A 14,641-nucleotide genomic window follows, 5' to 3' on the forward strand; every position below is an offset into this window, starting at 1 on the left:
GATGGCACAGGCTCCGATCAGATTGGGCATGGTGGGCGGCGGCAGCGATGCCTTCATCGGCGGTGTTCACCGCATGGCCGCGCGGCTTGACGGACACTATACCCTCCTTGCGGGTGCGCTGAGTTCGACCCCGGCCAAGGCACAGGCCAGCGCCGATGCGCTGGGGCTGGCACGCTCCTACGGGTCGTTCCACGAGATGGCCGAAGCCGAAGGCGCGCGCGACGATGGGATTGAGGCCGTTTCTATCGTGACGCCGAACCACGTCCACGCCGACGCCGCCATCGCCTTTCTCGAGCGTGGCATTCACGTGATCTGCGACAAGCCTCTCACCTCGACCATGGAAGACGCCCAACGACTGTCCGATGCGGTACGCGCCTCGGACGCGCTGTTCATGTTGACGCACAATTACACCGGCTATCCGATGATCCGGCAGGCGAAAGAGATGGTTGCCGCCGGCGATCTGGGCCACCTGCGGCTGGTGAACGTCGAATATGCGCAGGACTGGATGACCGGCCCGGCGGACAGCAAACAGGCCGAGTGGCGCATCGATCCGGCACGGTCAGGGGCCGGCGGGGCCATTGGCGACATCGGAACCCATGCTTACAACCTGGCCTGTTTCGTCTCCGGTCTGACGTTGGACCGGCTCGCCGCGGACCTCGACGCCTTCGGCAGCGGGCGCACGCTGGACGACAACGCCCACGTGATGCTGCGCTGGAAAGGCGGCGCGAAGGGCATGCTGTGGTGCAGTCAGGTGGCCCCGGGCAACGAGAACACGCTTCGACTGCGGATCTATGGCGACAAGGGCGGGCTGGAGTGGTCACAGGAAGACCCCAACGTGCTGTGGTTCACCCCGCTGAACGAGCCCAAACGCATGCTCACCCGCAACGGCGCTGGCGCGACCGGCGGCAACACCAATGCCAGCCGCATCCCCGGCGGTCACCCCGAAGGCTACCTTGAAGCCTTCGCCACGCTCTATTCCGACACGGCGCGGGCGATCCACGCGCACCGCAGCGGCGCCCCTGCCCCGTCCGATCTGCTGGTCCCGACATTGGACGACGGGCTGGACGGCATGCGGTTCATCGCCGCTTGCGTGGCCTCCTCGGACCGTGACAGCGCCTGGGTGACACCATGAAACTCGGCATCAATCTGCTCTGTCTGGGCGGCCATATCGACGACAGCCACATGCCGCAGCTCGAACGGATCGCGGACATCGGATACGATCACGTCGAGGTGCCGGTCATGCACGGCACGCCAGAGCATTACGAACAGCTCGGGCGTCGGCTGGCAGACCTGGGTTTGGGCCGGGCGCAAACTTCGATCGTGCCTGATCCCGCCGCGAACCCGCTGTCGGACGATCCCGATGTGCGCCAACGCGGGCTTGCGCATCTGGCGTGGATTCAGGATTGCGCCGAGGCCTTGGGCTCGCAGACCGTGGGCGGCCCGTTCCATGCGCCGATCGGTGCGTTCACCGGACAGGGCCCGACCGAAGACGAGCTTGCCCGCGGGGCCGAGGCGCACCGCACCATGGCCGAGCGCGCGGCGCGGCATGGCTACACCTTGGCCCTTGAGCCGCTCAACCGGTTCGAGACCTATTTCCTCAACACCGCCGCACAGGCCCGCGCCTATGCCGACCGCGTGGATCATCCGGCCTTCGGCATCATGTATGACACGTTCCACAGCCATATTGAGGAACAGGACCAGCACGCCGCAATCCAGCATCTGGGCGCAGCCATGCGGGTTCTGCACGTCTCAGAGAATGACCGCGGCGTGGTCGGGCGCGGGCAGATCGACTTTGCCGGCATCCTGAAAACCGTGCGCGACACGGGTTTTGACGGGCCAATTGTAGTTGAGGCGTTCGGCGCGGGCGTGCCCGAATTGGCCGCCGCCACACGGGTCTGGCGGCCGTTGTTTCCCGACGTCGAGACGCTGTTCCGCGAATCCCACGACACCATCCGCACCCTTTGGGAGGCCGCAGCATGACCGAACCGGTGATCGAAATGGAAGGCATCAGCAAATCCTTCCCCGGCGTGCGCGCCCTGTCCGATGTGAGCTTCGACGTGCGCCCGGGCGAGGTGCAGGCGTTGGTGGGCGAGAATGGCGCGGGCAAATCGACGCTGATCAAAATTCTCTCTGGCGTCTATCACGCGGACGCGGGCACGGTGCGGATGCACGGGAAGGCGGTGCATTTCACCCACCCCGTGGACTCGCTAAAGTCCGGTATCGCAGTGATCTATCAGGAATTTTCCCTGCTGCCGGAACGCACGGTCGCGCAGAACCTGTTTCTGGGGCGCGAGCCCCGGGGGCGGTTCGGGCTGATCGACACGGCCCGGATGCGGCGCGAAACCCGCGATGTTCTGGCGCTTTTCGCCGCCGCAGGGCGCATTGACCCCGATCAGACCGTCGGTTCTTTGGATGTGGCCACGCAACAGGTGGTCGAGATCGCCAAAGCCGTCTCGACCGGGGCCCGCGTGATCGTCATGGACGAGCCGACCGCCGCGCTCAACGAAGCCGAATGCGAAGAGCTGTTCGAGACGGTCGACACCCTGCGCGAGCGAGGGGTGGCGATCATCTACATCTCGCACCGCATGCGGGAAATCACCCGTCTTGCGGACCGGGTGACCGTGTTGAAAGACGGTGAGATCGCGGCGCGGTTCGACGATCTGCCGCCGCCCGACGCCATCGTGCGCGCGATGGTGGGCCGCGACATCGCCGATTTCTACGCGCCGCCGGCGACCGAGGCCGAAATCGGCGCGCCGGTGCTGACCGTGCGCGGCGCGGGCAACGACCGGCTGGACGGGATCGACCTTGACGTGCGCGCCGGGGAGATTGTCGGGTTGGCGGGCATTCAGGGCGCGGGCCGTGTGGCACTGGCCATGGCGCTCTTCGGTCACGCGCCCTTTACCCATGGCGAGGTTACGCTCGATGGCGCGCCGGTGGCCTTCAAGACCCCGCGCGAAGCGATCCGCGGCGGCATCGGCCTGTTGCCCGGCGACCGCAAAAGCGAGGGGCTTGTCCTGATGCAATCGGTCCGGGACAACGGCATGCTCACCTCGCGCGCCTTCGCGCCGCTTTGGGGCCGCGCCAAGCGCAACCGGCACACGGACGAGACCGCGATGGACGGGCTGCTTGATGCCATGGAAATCCGCGCGGCCTCTTATGACCAAGAGATCCGCGGCCTGTCCGGGGGCAACCAGCAAAAGGCGATTGTGGCGCGTTGGCTGTCCATGCGGCCGCGCCTGTTGATTTTCATCGAACCCACGCGGGGCATCGACGTGAACGCCAAGGCGGGGATCTATCACCTGATGCGCGACCTCGCACGGGACGGCGCGGGCATCCTGATGATCTCGTCTGACCTGCCTGAGGTGATCGGCGCCGCCGACCGCATCCTTGTCATGCAGAACGGCAAGATCGCCGCCGAATTCCCCCACGGCGCGACCGAGCCCCAAATCATGCACGCCGCGACCGGCGAAACAGAGGTGGCCGCATGAGCGTTTCCAGCACCCCCCCCGCCCAAAACCCGCAAAAGCGGTTTCCGTTTCGAACGCTGGGCGCCGCTGATCCTTCTGGGCGCGGCCTTCGCGATCTACGTGGTGATCGCCGTGGCGACCAACCAGACGCAATACCTCAGCCTTGAGAACCTGATCGCCATTCTGGGCCGCTCCATCGCGCTGGGGATCACGGCGATTGGACAGACCTTCGTGATCCTCGTCGCCTCGATCGACCTAAGCGTGGCAAGCCTGATTTCCGCCACTTCGGTTCTGGCCTCGGTGATCATGGACGGCGCGCCGGCGATGATCGTCCCGGCGGTGCTGGCCTGCCTTCTGCTTGGCGCTTTCGTGGGTGTGCTCAACGGGCTGATCGTCAGCGCGCTCAAGGTCAATCCGCTGATCGCCACGCTGGGGATGAGCCTGATCATCCAGGGCTGCCTGTCGGCCTTCGTGTCGAACTTCGCAGGCTCGGTTCCGGAAGCTTTCCAGATCTTCGCCTATGGCCAGATCGGCGGCGTCCCCGTCGCACTGGTGTTTCTTGTGCTGCTGGCGCTGCTGGCGTGGGGGATCTTGCGGTTCACCAAGTTCGGCTCGGACATCTATGCGGCGGGCGGCAACGACGAAGCCGCGCGGTTCGCCGGGATCAAGACCGGCCGGATCGTCGTACTGACCCATGTGATCTGCTCGGTCTGCGCCGCGATTGCCGGGCTCTATCTTGCGTCGCGGCTGCGCTCGGGCGCGCCGTGGATCGGGGCGGACGGTGTCTATGACCTTGAAAGCATTGCAGTTGTCGTCATCGGTGGCACCGTGCTGGCCGGGGGGCGCGGCGGCATCTGGGGCACCATGGCGGGCATGCTGATCTTCTCGCTCATCGACTCGGCCTTCAACATCGCCGGGGTCGACAGTTTCGCCAAACAGGTGCTGCGCGGCATCATCATCGTCGCCGCCGTCGCCTTCTACGCCATTCGCTCAAAAAGGATTGTCGCATGACCGACGGGGCTGACATGCAAACCGCAAGGCGGTTGCGCCTGCCGCAGATCAACCCGGTGTGGGTGCTGCTGGCCGTGCTGATCGGCGCGATCATCTTCATGAACCCCGGGTTCACGCAACCGACCGGCTATATGAACTTCCTCAAGCGGGCGGCACCTTTGGCCATCCTCGCTGCGGGGCAAGTCTATGTGATCACGTCGGGGGGGTTCGATCTGTCGGTGGGTTCGCTGATCACGCTGGTGGTCGTGGGCGCTTCGATGCTGACCAACAACGACCCCGCCGCGACCTACTGGGTGGTGCCCCTGATGCTGGGGATGGGCCTTGGCGTGGGGCTGCTCAACGGGCTGATCGTCTGTTTCCTACGGGTGCCATCGCTGATTGCAACGCTGGGCATGATGATCACGCTGACCGGTCTGGCCTTCATGTGGTCGGGCGGCGCACCGCGTGGCTACCTGCCCGACACGTTCCGCTTTTTCGGGCGCGAGCTGATCCGCGACGTGCCGCTTGTCCGGTTTATTCCGATCTCGGTGATCGTGCTGCTGGTTGTCGTGGGCCTTCTGGCGTGGCTGATGCACCGCACAAATCTGGGCCGTCAGGTCCATGCCATCGGCGACAACCCCGTTGCTGCCGGGTTGGCGGGTGTGCCGGTCAACCGGGTGCGAATCACCGCCTTTATGCTGTCGGGTCTGTCCGGTGCCATTGCCGGCATCCTGCTGGGCGGCTTTGCCGGCGTATCCACAGACGTGGGCTCGGGCTATGAGTTGCAGGCGATCACCGCCGCCGTTCTGGGCGGGGCGCAGCTTCTGGGTGGGCGGGGATCGGTTCCGGCGGCCGTGGGCGGCGCGCTGGCCCTGACCGCCATCTTCACGCTTTTGAATTTCCTAGGCCTGCCGCAACCCGTCCGGCAGGTGGTGCAGGGCCTGATCCTGATCGCAGCCGTCGCGCTGGCGATGCACCGGAGACAACAGACGGGAACCTGAGGAGGCCGCAGCGGCACCCTCAACAACAAGGAGTAGAACAATGAAACGCATGATTATGGCCACCGGCGCGCTTGCGCTGGGACTGTCCCCGGCCTGGGCCCAGAACTTCAACGACCCTGAAGAATTCGCCAAGCAGCAAGAGCAGTTGCAGGCGACCGCCGAGGGGCCCGAGGGCCAGCCCTGGGTCGAGAACATCGGCGGCGACATGGTCGAGATGCCGGGCCTTGACCTCGCCTCCGGCGCGACGGTCTGCTTCTCGAACGCGGGCGTCAACAACCCGTGGCGCGTGGTGGGCTTCACCAACATGACCGAAGAGCTCAAGAACCACTCGTCAATCGAGAACTTCATCCACGTGGACGCCGAAGGTTCGGACGACAAGCAGATCGCCGACATCGATGACCTGCTGGCCGGGGGCGATTGCGACGTGATGATCGTCTCGCCCAACACCACCGCCGCCCTGACCCCCGCGGTCGAGCGCGCCTGTGAAGCGATGCCGGTGATCGTGTTCGACCGTGGCGTGAACACCGACTGCCCCGAGACCTTCGTGCACCCCGTGGGCGGCTACGGCTTCGGCATTCAGGGCGCGGAATTCATCGTCGACCAGCTTGACGAAGGTTCCAACGTGCTGATGCTGCGCATTCTGCCCGGGGTCGACGTGCTCGAAACCCGCTATTCCGCGGGCCGTCGCATTCTTGACGAAGCCGGCATGAACGTCGTCGGGGCCGAATTCACCGACGGGGACAACGCCAAGACGAAATCCATCGTCGAGGACTACCTGATGCGCGGCACGATCGACGCGGTCTGGATGGACGCCGGCGCCACGGCGGTCGCAGCCATCGAAGCCTTTGAGGATTCGGGCTACGACATCCCTGTTTTCGTGGGCGAGGACCAGCAGGACTTCCTGCGCAAGTGGCAGGATGAGGGCATGACCGCCATCGCGCCGACCTATCCAGCCTACCAGTGGCGCACCGCGATCATCGCCGCGTCCCGCGTGATCGAAGGCGGTGAGTTGCCCGCGCCCGAGTGGGTCCTGCCGCAGCCGGCCATCACGCAAGACACCCTTGCGGACTACGTGAACCCGGCCATGCCACCGCTGCACTATGCCATGTGCGGCTGTGAAGAGATGGAAGGCTACCCCGAGGCCTGGGGCGGCAACTAAGCCCCCCTCGCCGTACTGAACGGACGGATGTCCAGCGAACCTGCCGCTTGAAAAAGCGGCAGGTTTTTTTGCGTGCGCACGTCCGGCCCGGCACCGGCCAATCTTGAGAAAACCCGCCCTGCCCCCACCCTCTTCGCGCCGAATTTGCGCTAGAGCAAACTTCGCGCGGCGCCCGCAGCCTAGACCTTGGGGATCACTGGCCCAAGGAGAGCAACCAGAATGGCTGAACTGTTAACCAAGTCGCGGGCGCGCAACATTTTCTACGGGGGCTCGATTTTCTTCGTCGTCGTCTTCGTGGCGATGACCGTCCATTCCCATAGATACGTCGTCAACACCTCCACCGCCGGCATGGAGCTGAGCGAAGAGGTCGTGCGGGGCAAACACGTCTGGGAACGCGAGTCCTGCATCAACTGTCACAGCCTGCACGGCGAAGGCGCCTATTTCGCGCCCGAGGTCGGCAACGTCATGACCCGCTGGGGCGTGCTGGACGACCCCGAAGGCGCGTTTGAAATCCTCAAGGGCTGGATCGAGGCCCAGCCAAGCGGCATCCCCGGCCGCCGCCAGATGCCCGCCTATGAGTTCACGGACGAAGAGCTGCGCGGCCTCGCGGAATTTCTGCGGTGGGCCGACCAGACAGACACGCAGGGCTGGCCGCCCAACGACGCCGGCTAAGCGGCACGAAAGGACAATACTATGAAATATCAATCACAACGTGTGGCCTACTGGTATATTCTGGCGGCCCTTGGTCTGTTCGGGATTCAGGTTCTGGGCGGGCTTCTGGCGGGCTGGATCTATGTCGCGCCGAACTTCCTGTCAGAGATCCTGCCCTTCAACGTCGTGCGCATGATCCACACCAACGCGCTGATCGTCTGGCTCTTGCTGGGCTTCTTCGGCGCGGCCTATTTCCTTGTGCCCGAGGAATCCGAGCGCGAGCTTTATTCCACGAAGCTGGCCTATCTGCAGTTGATCATCCTTGTGGTCGGCACGCTGGGGGCCGTGGGCAGCTATCTGGTCGGCATCCACGGCGGGCGCGAATTTCTCGAACAGCCGCTCTGGGTAAAATTCGGCATTCTCGTCGCCGCGCTGATCTTCCTGTTCAACATCTCGATGACCGTGCTGGCGGGCAAGAAAACCGCGATCACCAACGTGCTGCTCATGGGGCTGTGGCTGCTGTCGCTGTTGTGGATCTTCGCCTTCATCAACCCCGACAACCTGAGCCTGGACAAGATGTACTGGTGGTTCGTGGTGCACCTGTGGGTCGAAGCCACGTGGGAGCTGGTGATGGCCGCGATCCTTGCCTTCCTGCTGCTGAAGCTGACCGGCGTGGACCGGGAAGTCGTCGAAAAATGGCTTTACGTCATCGTCGCCACGGCGCTCTTCTCGGGGATTCTGGGGACCGGACACCACTTCTACTGGATCGGCCTGCCGGGATACTGGCAATGGGTCGGCTCGATCTTCTCGACCTTCGAAGTCGTGCCCTTCTTCCTGATGATGTCGTTCGCCTTCGTCATGGTCTGGAAGGGCCGCAAGAACCACCCCAACAAGGCCGCGCTTTTGTGGTCGCTGGGGTCGAGCACGGTGGCCTTCTTCGGCGCCGGTGTCTGGGGCTTCCTGCACACGTTGCACGGGGTGAACTTCTACAGCCACGGCACGCAGATCACCGCAGCCCACGGGCACCTGTCCTTCTACGGCGCCTATGTGGCCCTGAACCTCGCGCTGTTCAGCTATGCGATGCCGATGCTGCGTCAGCGTGCGCCTTATAATCAGGTGCTGAACATGGCGTCCTTCTGGCTGATGACCGGCGGCATGGCCTTCATGACCTTCGTGCTGACCTTCGCGGGCACCATCCAGACGCACATGCAACGGGTGGTCGGCGACTATTTCATGATCGTGCAGGATGATCTGCAACTGTTCTACATCATGCGCTTTGGCGCGGGGGCAGCGGTCGTGATCGGGGCGCTTCTGTTCATCTATTCGATGCTGGTGGTCCGCAAGGACGAGATCATCGAACCCGGCCCCGCCAACCCCGTCCCAGGAGAGTGATCATGAACATCGCAACCCATCCCGAACTGCCGTTCTACCAACCGACGGGCCGCGAATGCGATCTGTTCGAGACGGCCTACACCAACGGTTTGCCCCTTCTTTTGAAGGGGCCCACCGGCTGCGGCAAGACGCGCTTTGTCGAACACATGGCCGCCCGCATGGGCAAGCCGCTCTACACGGTCGCCTGTCACGACGACCTCTCGGCGGCGGACCTGATCGGGCGTTATCTGCTGAAAGGCGGGGAAACCGTCTGGGTCGACGGCCCCCTGACCCGCGCGGTGCGCGAGGGCGGGATCTGCTATCTGGATGAGGTGGTCGAGGCCCGCAAGGACGTCACCGTCGTACTGCACCCGCTCACTGACACGCGGCGCACGCTGATGATCGACCGCACCGGAGAGGAACTGGTCGCGCCGAAGGATTTCATGCTCGTGGCGAGCTACAATCCGGGCTACCAGAACGTGCTGAAACGTCTCAAACCCTCTACGCGTCAGCGGTTCCTTTCCGCCTCGTTCGACTTTCCCAAGGCCGAGACCGAGATCGCCGTGGTCACGCGCGAAAGCGGGCTTGAGGCCGGGCGCGTGGCCCCCCTTGTGCGGCTGGCGGGGCATATCCGCAAGCTGTCGGGCATGGACCTTGAAGAAGGCGTCTCCACCCGCCTGCTGATCTACGCGGCGACCCTGATGGCCGGCGGCATGGGGGTCGAACCGGCGCTGGAAGCGGCGGTGATCGAACCCTTGAGCGATGAGCCGGACGTGCAGCAATCTCTGCGCGACCTTGTCAGCACGATCTACGGATAAGCCAGATGCACCTTCTCGATCTCATGGAGCCCGAAGAAACCGTCGGCAACCTGTGGCACGACATGGCCAAGGGGATCGGGGCGCAGGTCTCCTATCCCCAGGCCGGGGTCACGCTCGCCTCGGTCCGGCCCAGCCTTGCGGTGCTGTTTCGCGCCTTGGGCGGGGCTGCGGGGGTGGAACTGGCCGAGGCCCCCGCCACCGTCATGCAGCACCGCCGCCCCGCGCGGCGCAAGCTGGGGGCGGATCAGGACCACGAATGGATCGCCCGCTTCGATGGGGAGCGGCTGACCCTGCCCCCCGTGATGGCAAGCTTCCCCGAGGCTGAGTTGAACCGTGCGGCCTACTTCTGGCTCACAGCGCTGGCGGCCCGCGCCGAGCTGCCGCAAGACCCGCTGCCCCAAGGCGGAGCGGCGGCGGACTGCGCGCAGATCCGGCTCAACGCGGCGGCCGCCGATGCGGCCTATGCCGCCTGTCCGGGGTTGCGCGTGGCCTATGACCAGATGGCGGAACTCTGCGTCGCGACCCGCCCCGCACTCACCCGTCCGGCCCCTGAAGCAGCGATGGAGGCGGCGGTCGTCGATCAGCTGTGCGGCACGCGCAGCGATGCCCGCGCCACGGAAAGTCACCGCAAACATATGCCCTTCGCGCCGGTGCCGATCTGGTTGCATTTTGCCCAACCGGGCAGCGGCGCTTCCGCGCTTGAGGAGGAGGACGCCGACCCCGCCGCCCCGCCCCCCACTGCCGCGCACACCAGCCGCAAACTGGGCGAGCGCAAGGACAACGAACAGAACCGCCGCACCGACAGCTTCATCATCCACCGTTTCGAGTCGATCCTGTCGTGGGTCGAGTCCATGAACATCAACCGCAGCGTCGATGATGACGACGACGAGAACGCCCTGAAAGCCGCCGACGATCAGGACAAGATCACCCTGTCGAAACACGACCGGAAGGCCGCGACACGGCTGCGGCTGCATCTTGACCTGTCTCCGGCGGATGCGGATCACGAGGCGCTGGCCGGCCTGCACACCTATCCCGAATGGAACCACCGCAGCCGCAGCTACATGGCGGATCATTGCCGGATTCTGGACGCGCCCGCCCGCCCCGATGGCAGCACCTTCACCCCCGATCCCCGCCGCATGCGCGAAGTGCGCCGCCAGTTCGAGGCCCTGCGCCCGCGCCGCATTCTCCAGCCGCGCCAGATCGACGGGGGCGAGCTTGACCTTGATGCGCTGCTGACCGCGCAGGCCGATTTGCGGGCCACGGGGCGTGGCTCTGACCGGATCTGGCAATCGGCGCGGCAGGTCGAACGGGACCTGTCCGTGGCCTTCCTGATCGACACCTCGCGCTCGACCGAGGCGGCGATCGGCGACACCAGCGTGATCGAAGTCGCCCGCCACGCCATGGCCGCGCTGGCCACGGGGATCGACGCGGCGGGCGACCGGCTGGGCATCTGGGGCTTTTCGTCCCTGCGCCGTGACCGCGTGTTTCTGACCCGGTGCAAGGACTTCGATGCACCCATGTCGCCCGAAGTCACCGCCAATATCGGCGCGCTCAAGCCCGGGCATTACACCCGCCTTGGCGCCGCGATCCGCCACGTGAACGCGCAACTGGCCGAGCAACCCAGCGCCCGCAAGCTGTTGATCGTGCTCACCGATGGCAAGCCCAACGATCTGGACCACTACGAAGGCCAGCACGGTATCGAAGACAGCCACATGGCCGTGCGCGAGGCCCGCGCAGCCGGTCTTAGCCTGCACGGCATCGTCATCGACGAGGACGGCCAAGACTGGTTCGCGCGCATCTTCGGGCGGGGTGGTTTCACGCTGCTGCCCGATGCCAACCGGCTGACCCGCGCCCTTCCCGACATCTACCGCACCCTGACACAGGAGACCTGACATGCGCTTTTTCCTTCCCCTTATCGCCTTGACCGCCGCCTCGCCCCTCGCGGCCGAGGCGTTCGAGCGCCCGGTGCCGCAGGCCCAGACGGCCACGGCGGAATTCTGGTTCGCCCTTGGCAGTATCGGCCTGATCGCGGCGCTGGTGCTGGTGCAACGGCTGGTCGCGCGGTCATGAGCCGGACGGGCTGGCCCACGGCAAAAATCGCGGTGGCGCTGTATCCCTTCGGGGCCGGGGCCGCCGCCGTCAACGTGTTCTTCGCCTCGCTGATCTGGAGCTGGCTGGGCGGGCCGATTGCGTCAACCGCTTGGTCCCTCGGTCTGGGGGGCCTGATCGGCGCCCCCGCCACGTGGTATTTCGCCCGCCATATCCGGCACCTGATGGACGTCTCCGACGCGCGTGATGCGTCTTAAGACTGCCTTGACCGGTCCTGCACCGGACCCGAGGGGACGCCGTCACCCGCCCCCTGAAATCCCGTGATCCGCGCCGAAACTGTCCCCGCCCACATGGGCCTCGAAAAAGTCCGAGAAGGCCGCGACGCGCAGGGGCAATTGCTCATAGGGCGGATAATAGAGGGTGAGCCAGATCTCCGGCGTCGTCCAGCCGGGCAGCACCGGCACCATGTCCCCCGCCGCAAGCGCGTCCTTGATAATGAACTGCGGCAACAGGGCGATGCCCTCACCCTTGCGGACGAGCTGGGCCAGAAGATCGCCGTTGTTGGTGCAGACATGCCCCGCCGCCTTGTGACTGTGCCGCTGCCGCCCCCGGGACAGGTGCCAGACCTCTTCGGGCAGGTCATCGCGGTATCCAAGGCAGACATGATCGGCCAGATCCTCGGGGTGCTCGGGCCGGCCGCGCGCGCGCAGGTAAGCCGGAGCGGCGACCAGCAGCCGTGGCACCTTGCAGATCTTGCGCCAGATCGTGGATTTGTCGCGCGGCGGCGGCGAGATGCGGATTGCCAGATCGAACCCACCCTCGACGATGTCGACAAAACCGTCAGACAGGCTGACCTGCAGATCGGTCCGGGGATGGAGCGCCGCGAAGCGCGGCAGCACCTCGGGGAGGATCTTGACCCCCAGCGACAGCGGCGCGCTGATGCGCAAGGACCCCGAGATGATGCCCTCGGCCTCGCGGGTTTCGTTCGCTGCCTCGGCCAGCTCATCGGCCAACGGTCCTGCACGGGCGGCATAGATCGCACCCGCCGAGGTCAGTGAGACTTGCCGCGTCGTGCGCACCAACAATTGCACACCCAACCGCGCCTCAAGCCCCGCGATGGTGCGGGTGACCGATGCCGGTGTGATGCCCAACTGCCGCGCGGCGCCGGCAAAGCTCCGCTGTGAGGCGACGGCCAGAAAGACGCGGATGGATTCGAGTTCGCCCATGGGTGATTATTACGCCATGCGCAATAGTGAATGCAACATTATCACCCTTCACGACAGTATGGTCGAGTCCTATGTCGAAGTGAGTGAAACCCGAACGCTCGGGCGGCACGGCGCTGTCGCTCGAGACCAACACACCTACGGAGGACCGAATGTCTGTCAAACTCGCCATTATCTTCTATTCCACCTACGGCACCAACCACCAGATGGCCACCATTGCCGCTGACGCCGCCAAGGCTGCTGGCGCCGAAGTGCGCCTTCTGAAGGCGCCGGAAACCGCCCCCGGTGACGTGGTCGCCGGCCAGGATGCCTGGAAAGCGCAGGCCGAAAAGATGTCCGACATTCCCGAAGCCACCGTCGAGGATATGGAATGGGCGAACGCCTATCTCATCTCCGCGCCGACGCGTTTTGGTGTCATGGCCAGCCAGATGCGCGCCTTTATCGACACGCTGGGCGGTCTTTGGGGCAAGGGCGCTCTGGCGAACAAGCCGGTCTCGGCCATGACCTCGGCGCAGAACGCGCACGGCGGTCAGGAAACGACCCTCACGTCCTTCTATACCACAGTGATGCACTGGGGCGGGTTCGTCGTGGCGCCGGGCTATACCGACGAAGTGATCTTCAAGACCGGCGGCAACCCCTACGGCTACAGCCACAACGCCGGGGACGACTTCTCGGATGAGGCGAAAACAGCCATCGGCCATCAGGCACGTCGTCTGGTTGAGGTGGCCGGCAAGCTGAGCTGACCCTTGGGCCCCGGGTGCGGCGCAAGCTGTCGCCCGGGGCTTCCTCTCCCTTTAAACTGACGCGAGCAGACGCCCGGAAAAAAAAGGATCACCGAACATGAGCTATTCCCCCTGCCCCGATCCCGTGTTGGGTGACGCCGAGGGCGTCAACGCTATCGAGACCCTGATCGTGCCCCGTGCGGTCGATCTGGGCGAGATGGAGGTGCGCCGCGCTTTGCCGTCGGTCAAGCGGCAAATGGTCGGCCCGTTCATCTTCTTCGACCAGATGGGACCGGCCGAATTCCTGACCGATCAGGGGATCGATGTGCGCCCGCACCCGCACATCAACCTTGCCACGCTCACCTATCTGTTCGAGGGAGAGATCCTGCACCGCGACTCTCTGGGCACCGAACAGACGATCCGCCCCGGCGCGGTCAACTGGATGAAGGCCGGCAAGGGGATCGTTCACTCCGAGCGGACGTCGGAAGAGAAGAAGAAAAACGGCCAGCGACTGTTCGGCCTGCAGACGTGGATGGCCCTGCCCGAAGCGGACGAGGAAAGCGCGCCGGACTTCATTCATTACGGCTCGGACCACCTGCCGATGCTCGACAGCGACGGGATCAAGGCGCGGATCATCGCCGGTGAGGCTTTCGGCAAGAAGAGCGGTCTGAAGACGGCGTCGGAAACGCTTTACGGCGATGTGGAACTGCAAGCCGGACGCAGTATGCCGATTGACGCCACCTATGAGGAACGCGCGCTCTACACGATCTCGGGCGAGATCGAGATCGCCGGCGACCGGTTCGAGAAAGGGCAGCTACTGGTGCTCCGCCCCGGCGATGCGATCACCGTCAAAGCAAATGAAACCGCACGGTTCATGCTGTTCGGTGGCGCGCCAATGAGCGGCCCGCGCTATATCTGGTGGAACTTCGTCTCCTCCCGCCCGGAACGGATCGAGGCCGCGAAACAGGAATGGGCCCGGGGCCGGTTCGACACCGTGCCGGGTGATGAGGCCGATTTCATCCCCCTACCCGAGGATATCGGCAAACCGCGCCGCGCGGTCGGTGGGGTTTATTATCCCTGACCCCACCCGAGCATAGTGCCCTGCGGGGGTCGGCCCCTTTCCGCCTGCGGGCACGCGCGGGATTGAGATTGGCCGCCCGCAGGCTACATCGATACCAGACAGTCACCCG

15 protein-coding genes are annotated in these 14,641 nt (G+C 65.1%); 14 read left to right on the forward strand and 1 reads right to left on the reverse strand.

Features of this window, described 5'->3' with window-relative positions; genetic code table 11:
- The first annotated feature begins 1 nt into the window (after nucleotide 1).
- The 12 genes from DC363_RS15485 (at nucleotide 2) to DC363_RS15540 (ending at nucleotide 11,763) form a co-directional block, all read left to right on the forward strand.
- Entirely contained in the window at nucleotides 2-1,132 is a 1,131-nt protein-coding gene (locus DC363_RS15485; protein ID WP_196778440.1) for a Gfo/Idh/MocA family protein, read from the forward strand.
- The gene (locus tag DC363_RS15490; RefSeq protein WP_108642063.1) at nucleotides 1,129-1,980 is read left to right on the forward strand and encodes a sugar phosphate isomerase/epimerase family protein; all 852 of its coding nucleotides are present in this window, start codon (nucleotides 1,129-1,131) and stop codon (nucleotides 1,978-1,980) included. Before DC363_RS15485 ends, DC363_RS15490 begins: the two co-directional genes overlap by 4 nt.
- On the forward strand, nucleotides 1,977-3,488 hold the full coding sequence (locus DC363_RS15495; protein ID WP_108642064.1) for a sugar ABC transporter ATP-binding protein: 1,512 nt from the start codon (nucleotides 1,977-1,979) through the stop codon (nucleotides 3,486-3,488). The genes DC363_RS15490 and DC363_RS15495 overlap by 4 nt, the downstream gene beginning before the upstream one ends.
- A gap of 111 nt (nucleotides 3,489-3,599) precedes the next feature.
- Nucleotides 3,600-4,478: an ABC transporter permease gene (locus tag DC363_RS15500; RefSeq protein ID WP_241963039.1), complete on the forward strand. Its 879-nt coding sequence runs from the start codon at nucleotides 3,600-3,602 to the stop codon at nucleotides 4,476-4,478.
- Entirely contained in the window at nucleotides 4,475-5,458 is a 984-nt protein-coding gene (locus DC363_RS15505; RefSeq protein WP_108642066.1) for an ABC transporter permease, read from the forward strand. Before DC363_RS15500 ends, DC363_RS15505 begins: the two co-directional genes overlap by 4 nt.
- A gap of 40 nt (nucleotides 5,459-5,498) precedes the next feature.
- The gene (locus DC363_RS15510; protein WP_241963040.1) at nucleotides 5,499-6,617 is read left to right on the forward strand and encodes a substrate-binding domain-containing protein; all 1,119 of its coding nucleotides are present in this window, start codon (nucleotides 5,499-5,501) and stop codon (nucleotides 6,615-6,617) included.
- A gap of 219 nt (nucleotides 6,618-6,836) precedes the next feature.
- Nucleotides 6,837-7,289, forward strand: a complete 453-nt coding sequence (locus DC363_RS15515; protein WP_108642067.1) for a c-type cytochrome — start codon at nucleotides 6,837-6,839, stop codon at nucleotides 7,287-7,289.
- Nucleotides 7,290-7,310: 21 nt separating this feature from the next.
- Nucleotides 7,311-8,660: a cbb3-type cytochrome c oxidase subunit I gene (locus DC363_RS15520; RefSeq protein ID WP_108642068.1), complete on the forward strand. Its 1,350-nt coding sequence runs from the start codon at nucleotides 7,311-7,313 to the stop codon at nucleotides 8,658-8,660.
- Between the two features lie 2 nt (nucleotides 8,661-8,662).
- Complete coding sequence (locus tag DC363_RS15525; RefSeq protein WP_108642069.1) at nucleotides 8,663-9,457, forward strand: CbbQ/NirQ/NorQ/GpvN family protein; 795 nt, start codon at nucleotides 8,663-8,665, stop codon at nucleotides 9,455-9,457.
- A 5-nt stretch (nucleotides 9,458-9,462) separates the two neighbouring features.
- Nucleotides 9,463-11,349, forward strand: coding sequence for a nitric oxide reductase activation protein NorD (locus DC363_RS15530; RefSeq protein WP_108642070.1), 1,887 nt, complete (start codon nucleotides 9,463-9,465; stop codon nucleotides 11,347-11,349).
- 1 nt (nucleotide 11,350) lies between these two features.
- Nucleotides 11,351-11,527: a protein NnrT gene (locus tag DC363_RS15535; RefSeq protein ID WP_108642071.1), complete on the forward strand. Its 177-nt coding sequence runs from the start codon at nucleotides 11,351-11,353 to the stop codon at nucleotides 11,525-11,527.
- Nucleotides 11,524-11,763, forward strand: coding sequence for an NnrT protein (locus DC363_RS15540; protein ID WP_108642072.1), 240 nt, complete (start codon nucleotides 11,524-11,526; stop codon nucleotides 11,761-11,763). Before DC363_RS15535 ends, DC363_RS15540 begins: the two co-directional genes overlap by 4 nt.
- Nucleotides 11,764-11,805: 42 nt before the next feature.
- Here the strand turns inward: DC363_RS15540 and DC363_RS15545 are convergent, their stop codons facing one another.
- Nucleotides 11,806-12,732 (reverse strand): LysR family transcriptional regulator, encoded by a 927-nt coding sequence (locus tag DC363_RS15545; RefSeq protein WP_108642073.1) that lies wholly within the window; start codon nucleotides 12,730-12,732, stop codon nucleotides 11,806-11,808.
- Between the two features lie 149 nt (nucleotides 12,733-12,881).
- Between DC363_RS15545 and wrbA the strand changes: the two genes are divergently transcribed.
- Nucleotides 12,882-13,472: an NAD(P)H:quinone oxidoreductase gene (gene wrbA / locus DC363_RS15550; protein WP_108642074.1), complete on the forward strand. Its 591-nt coding sequence runs from the start codon at nucleotides 12,882-12,884 to the stop codon at nucleotides 13,470-13,472.
- Nucleotides 13,473-13,569: 97 nt separating this feature from the next.
- The gene (locus DC363_RS15555; protein ID WP_108642075.1) at nucleotides 13,570-14,532 is read left to right on the forward strand and encodes a pirin family protein; all 963 of its coding nucleotides are present in this window, start codon (nucleotides 13,570-13,572) and stop codon (nucleotides 14,530-14,532) included.
- Nucleotides 14,533-14,641: the final 109 nt, after the last annotated feature.

Origin of the sequence: Thalassorhabdomicrobium marinisediminis, assembly GCF_003072065.1 — a bacterium.
Lineage (GTDB): Bacteria > Pseudomonadota > Alphaproteobacteria > Rhodobacterales > Rhodobacteraceae > Octadecabacter > Octadecabacter marinisediminis.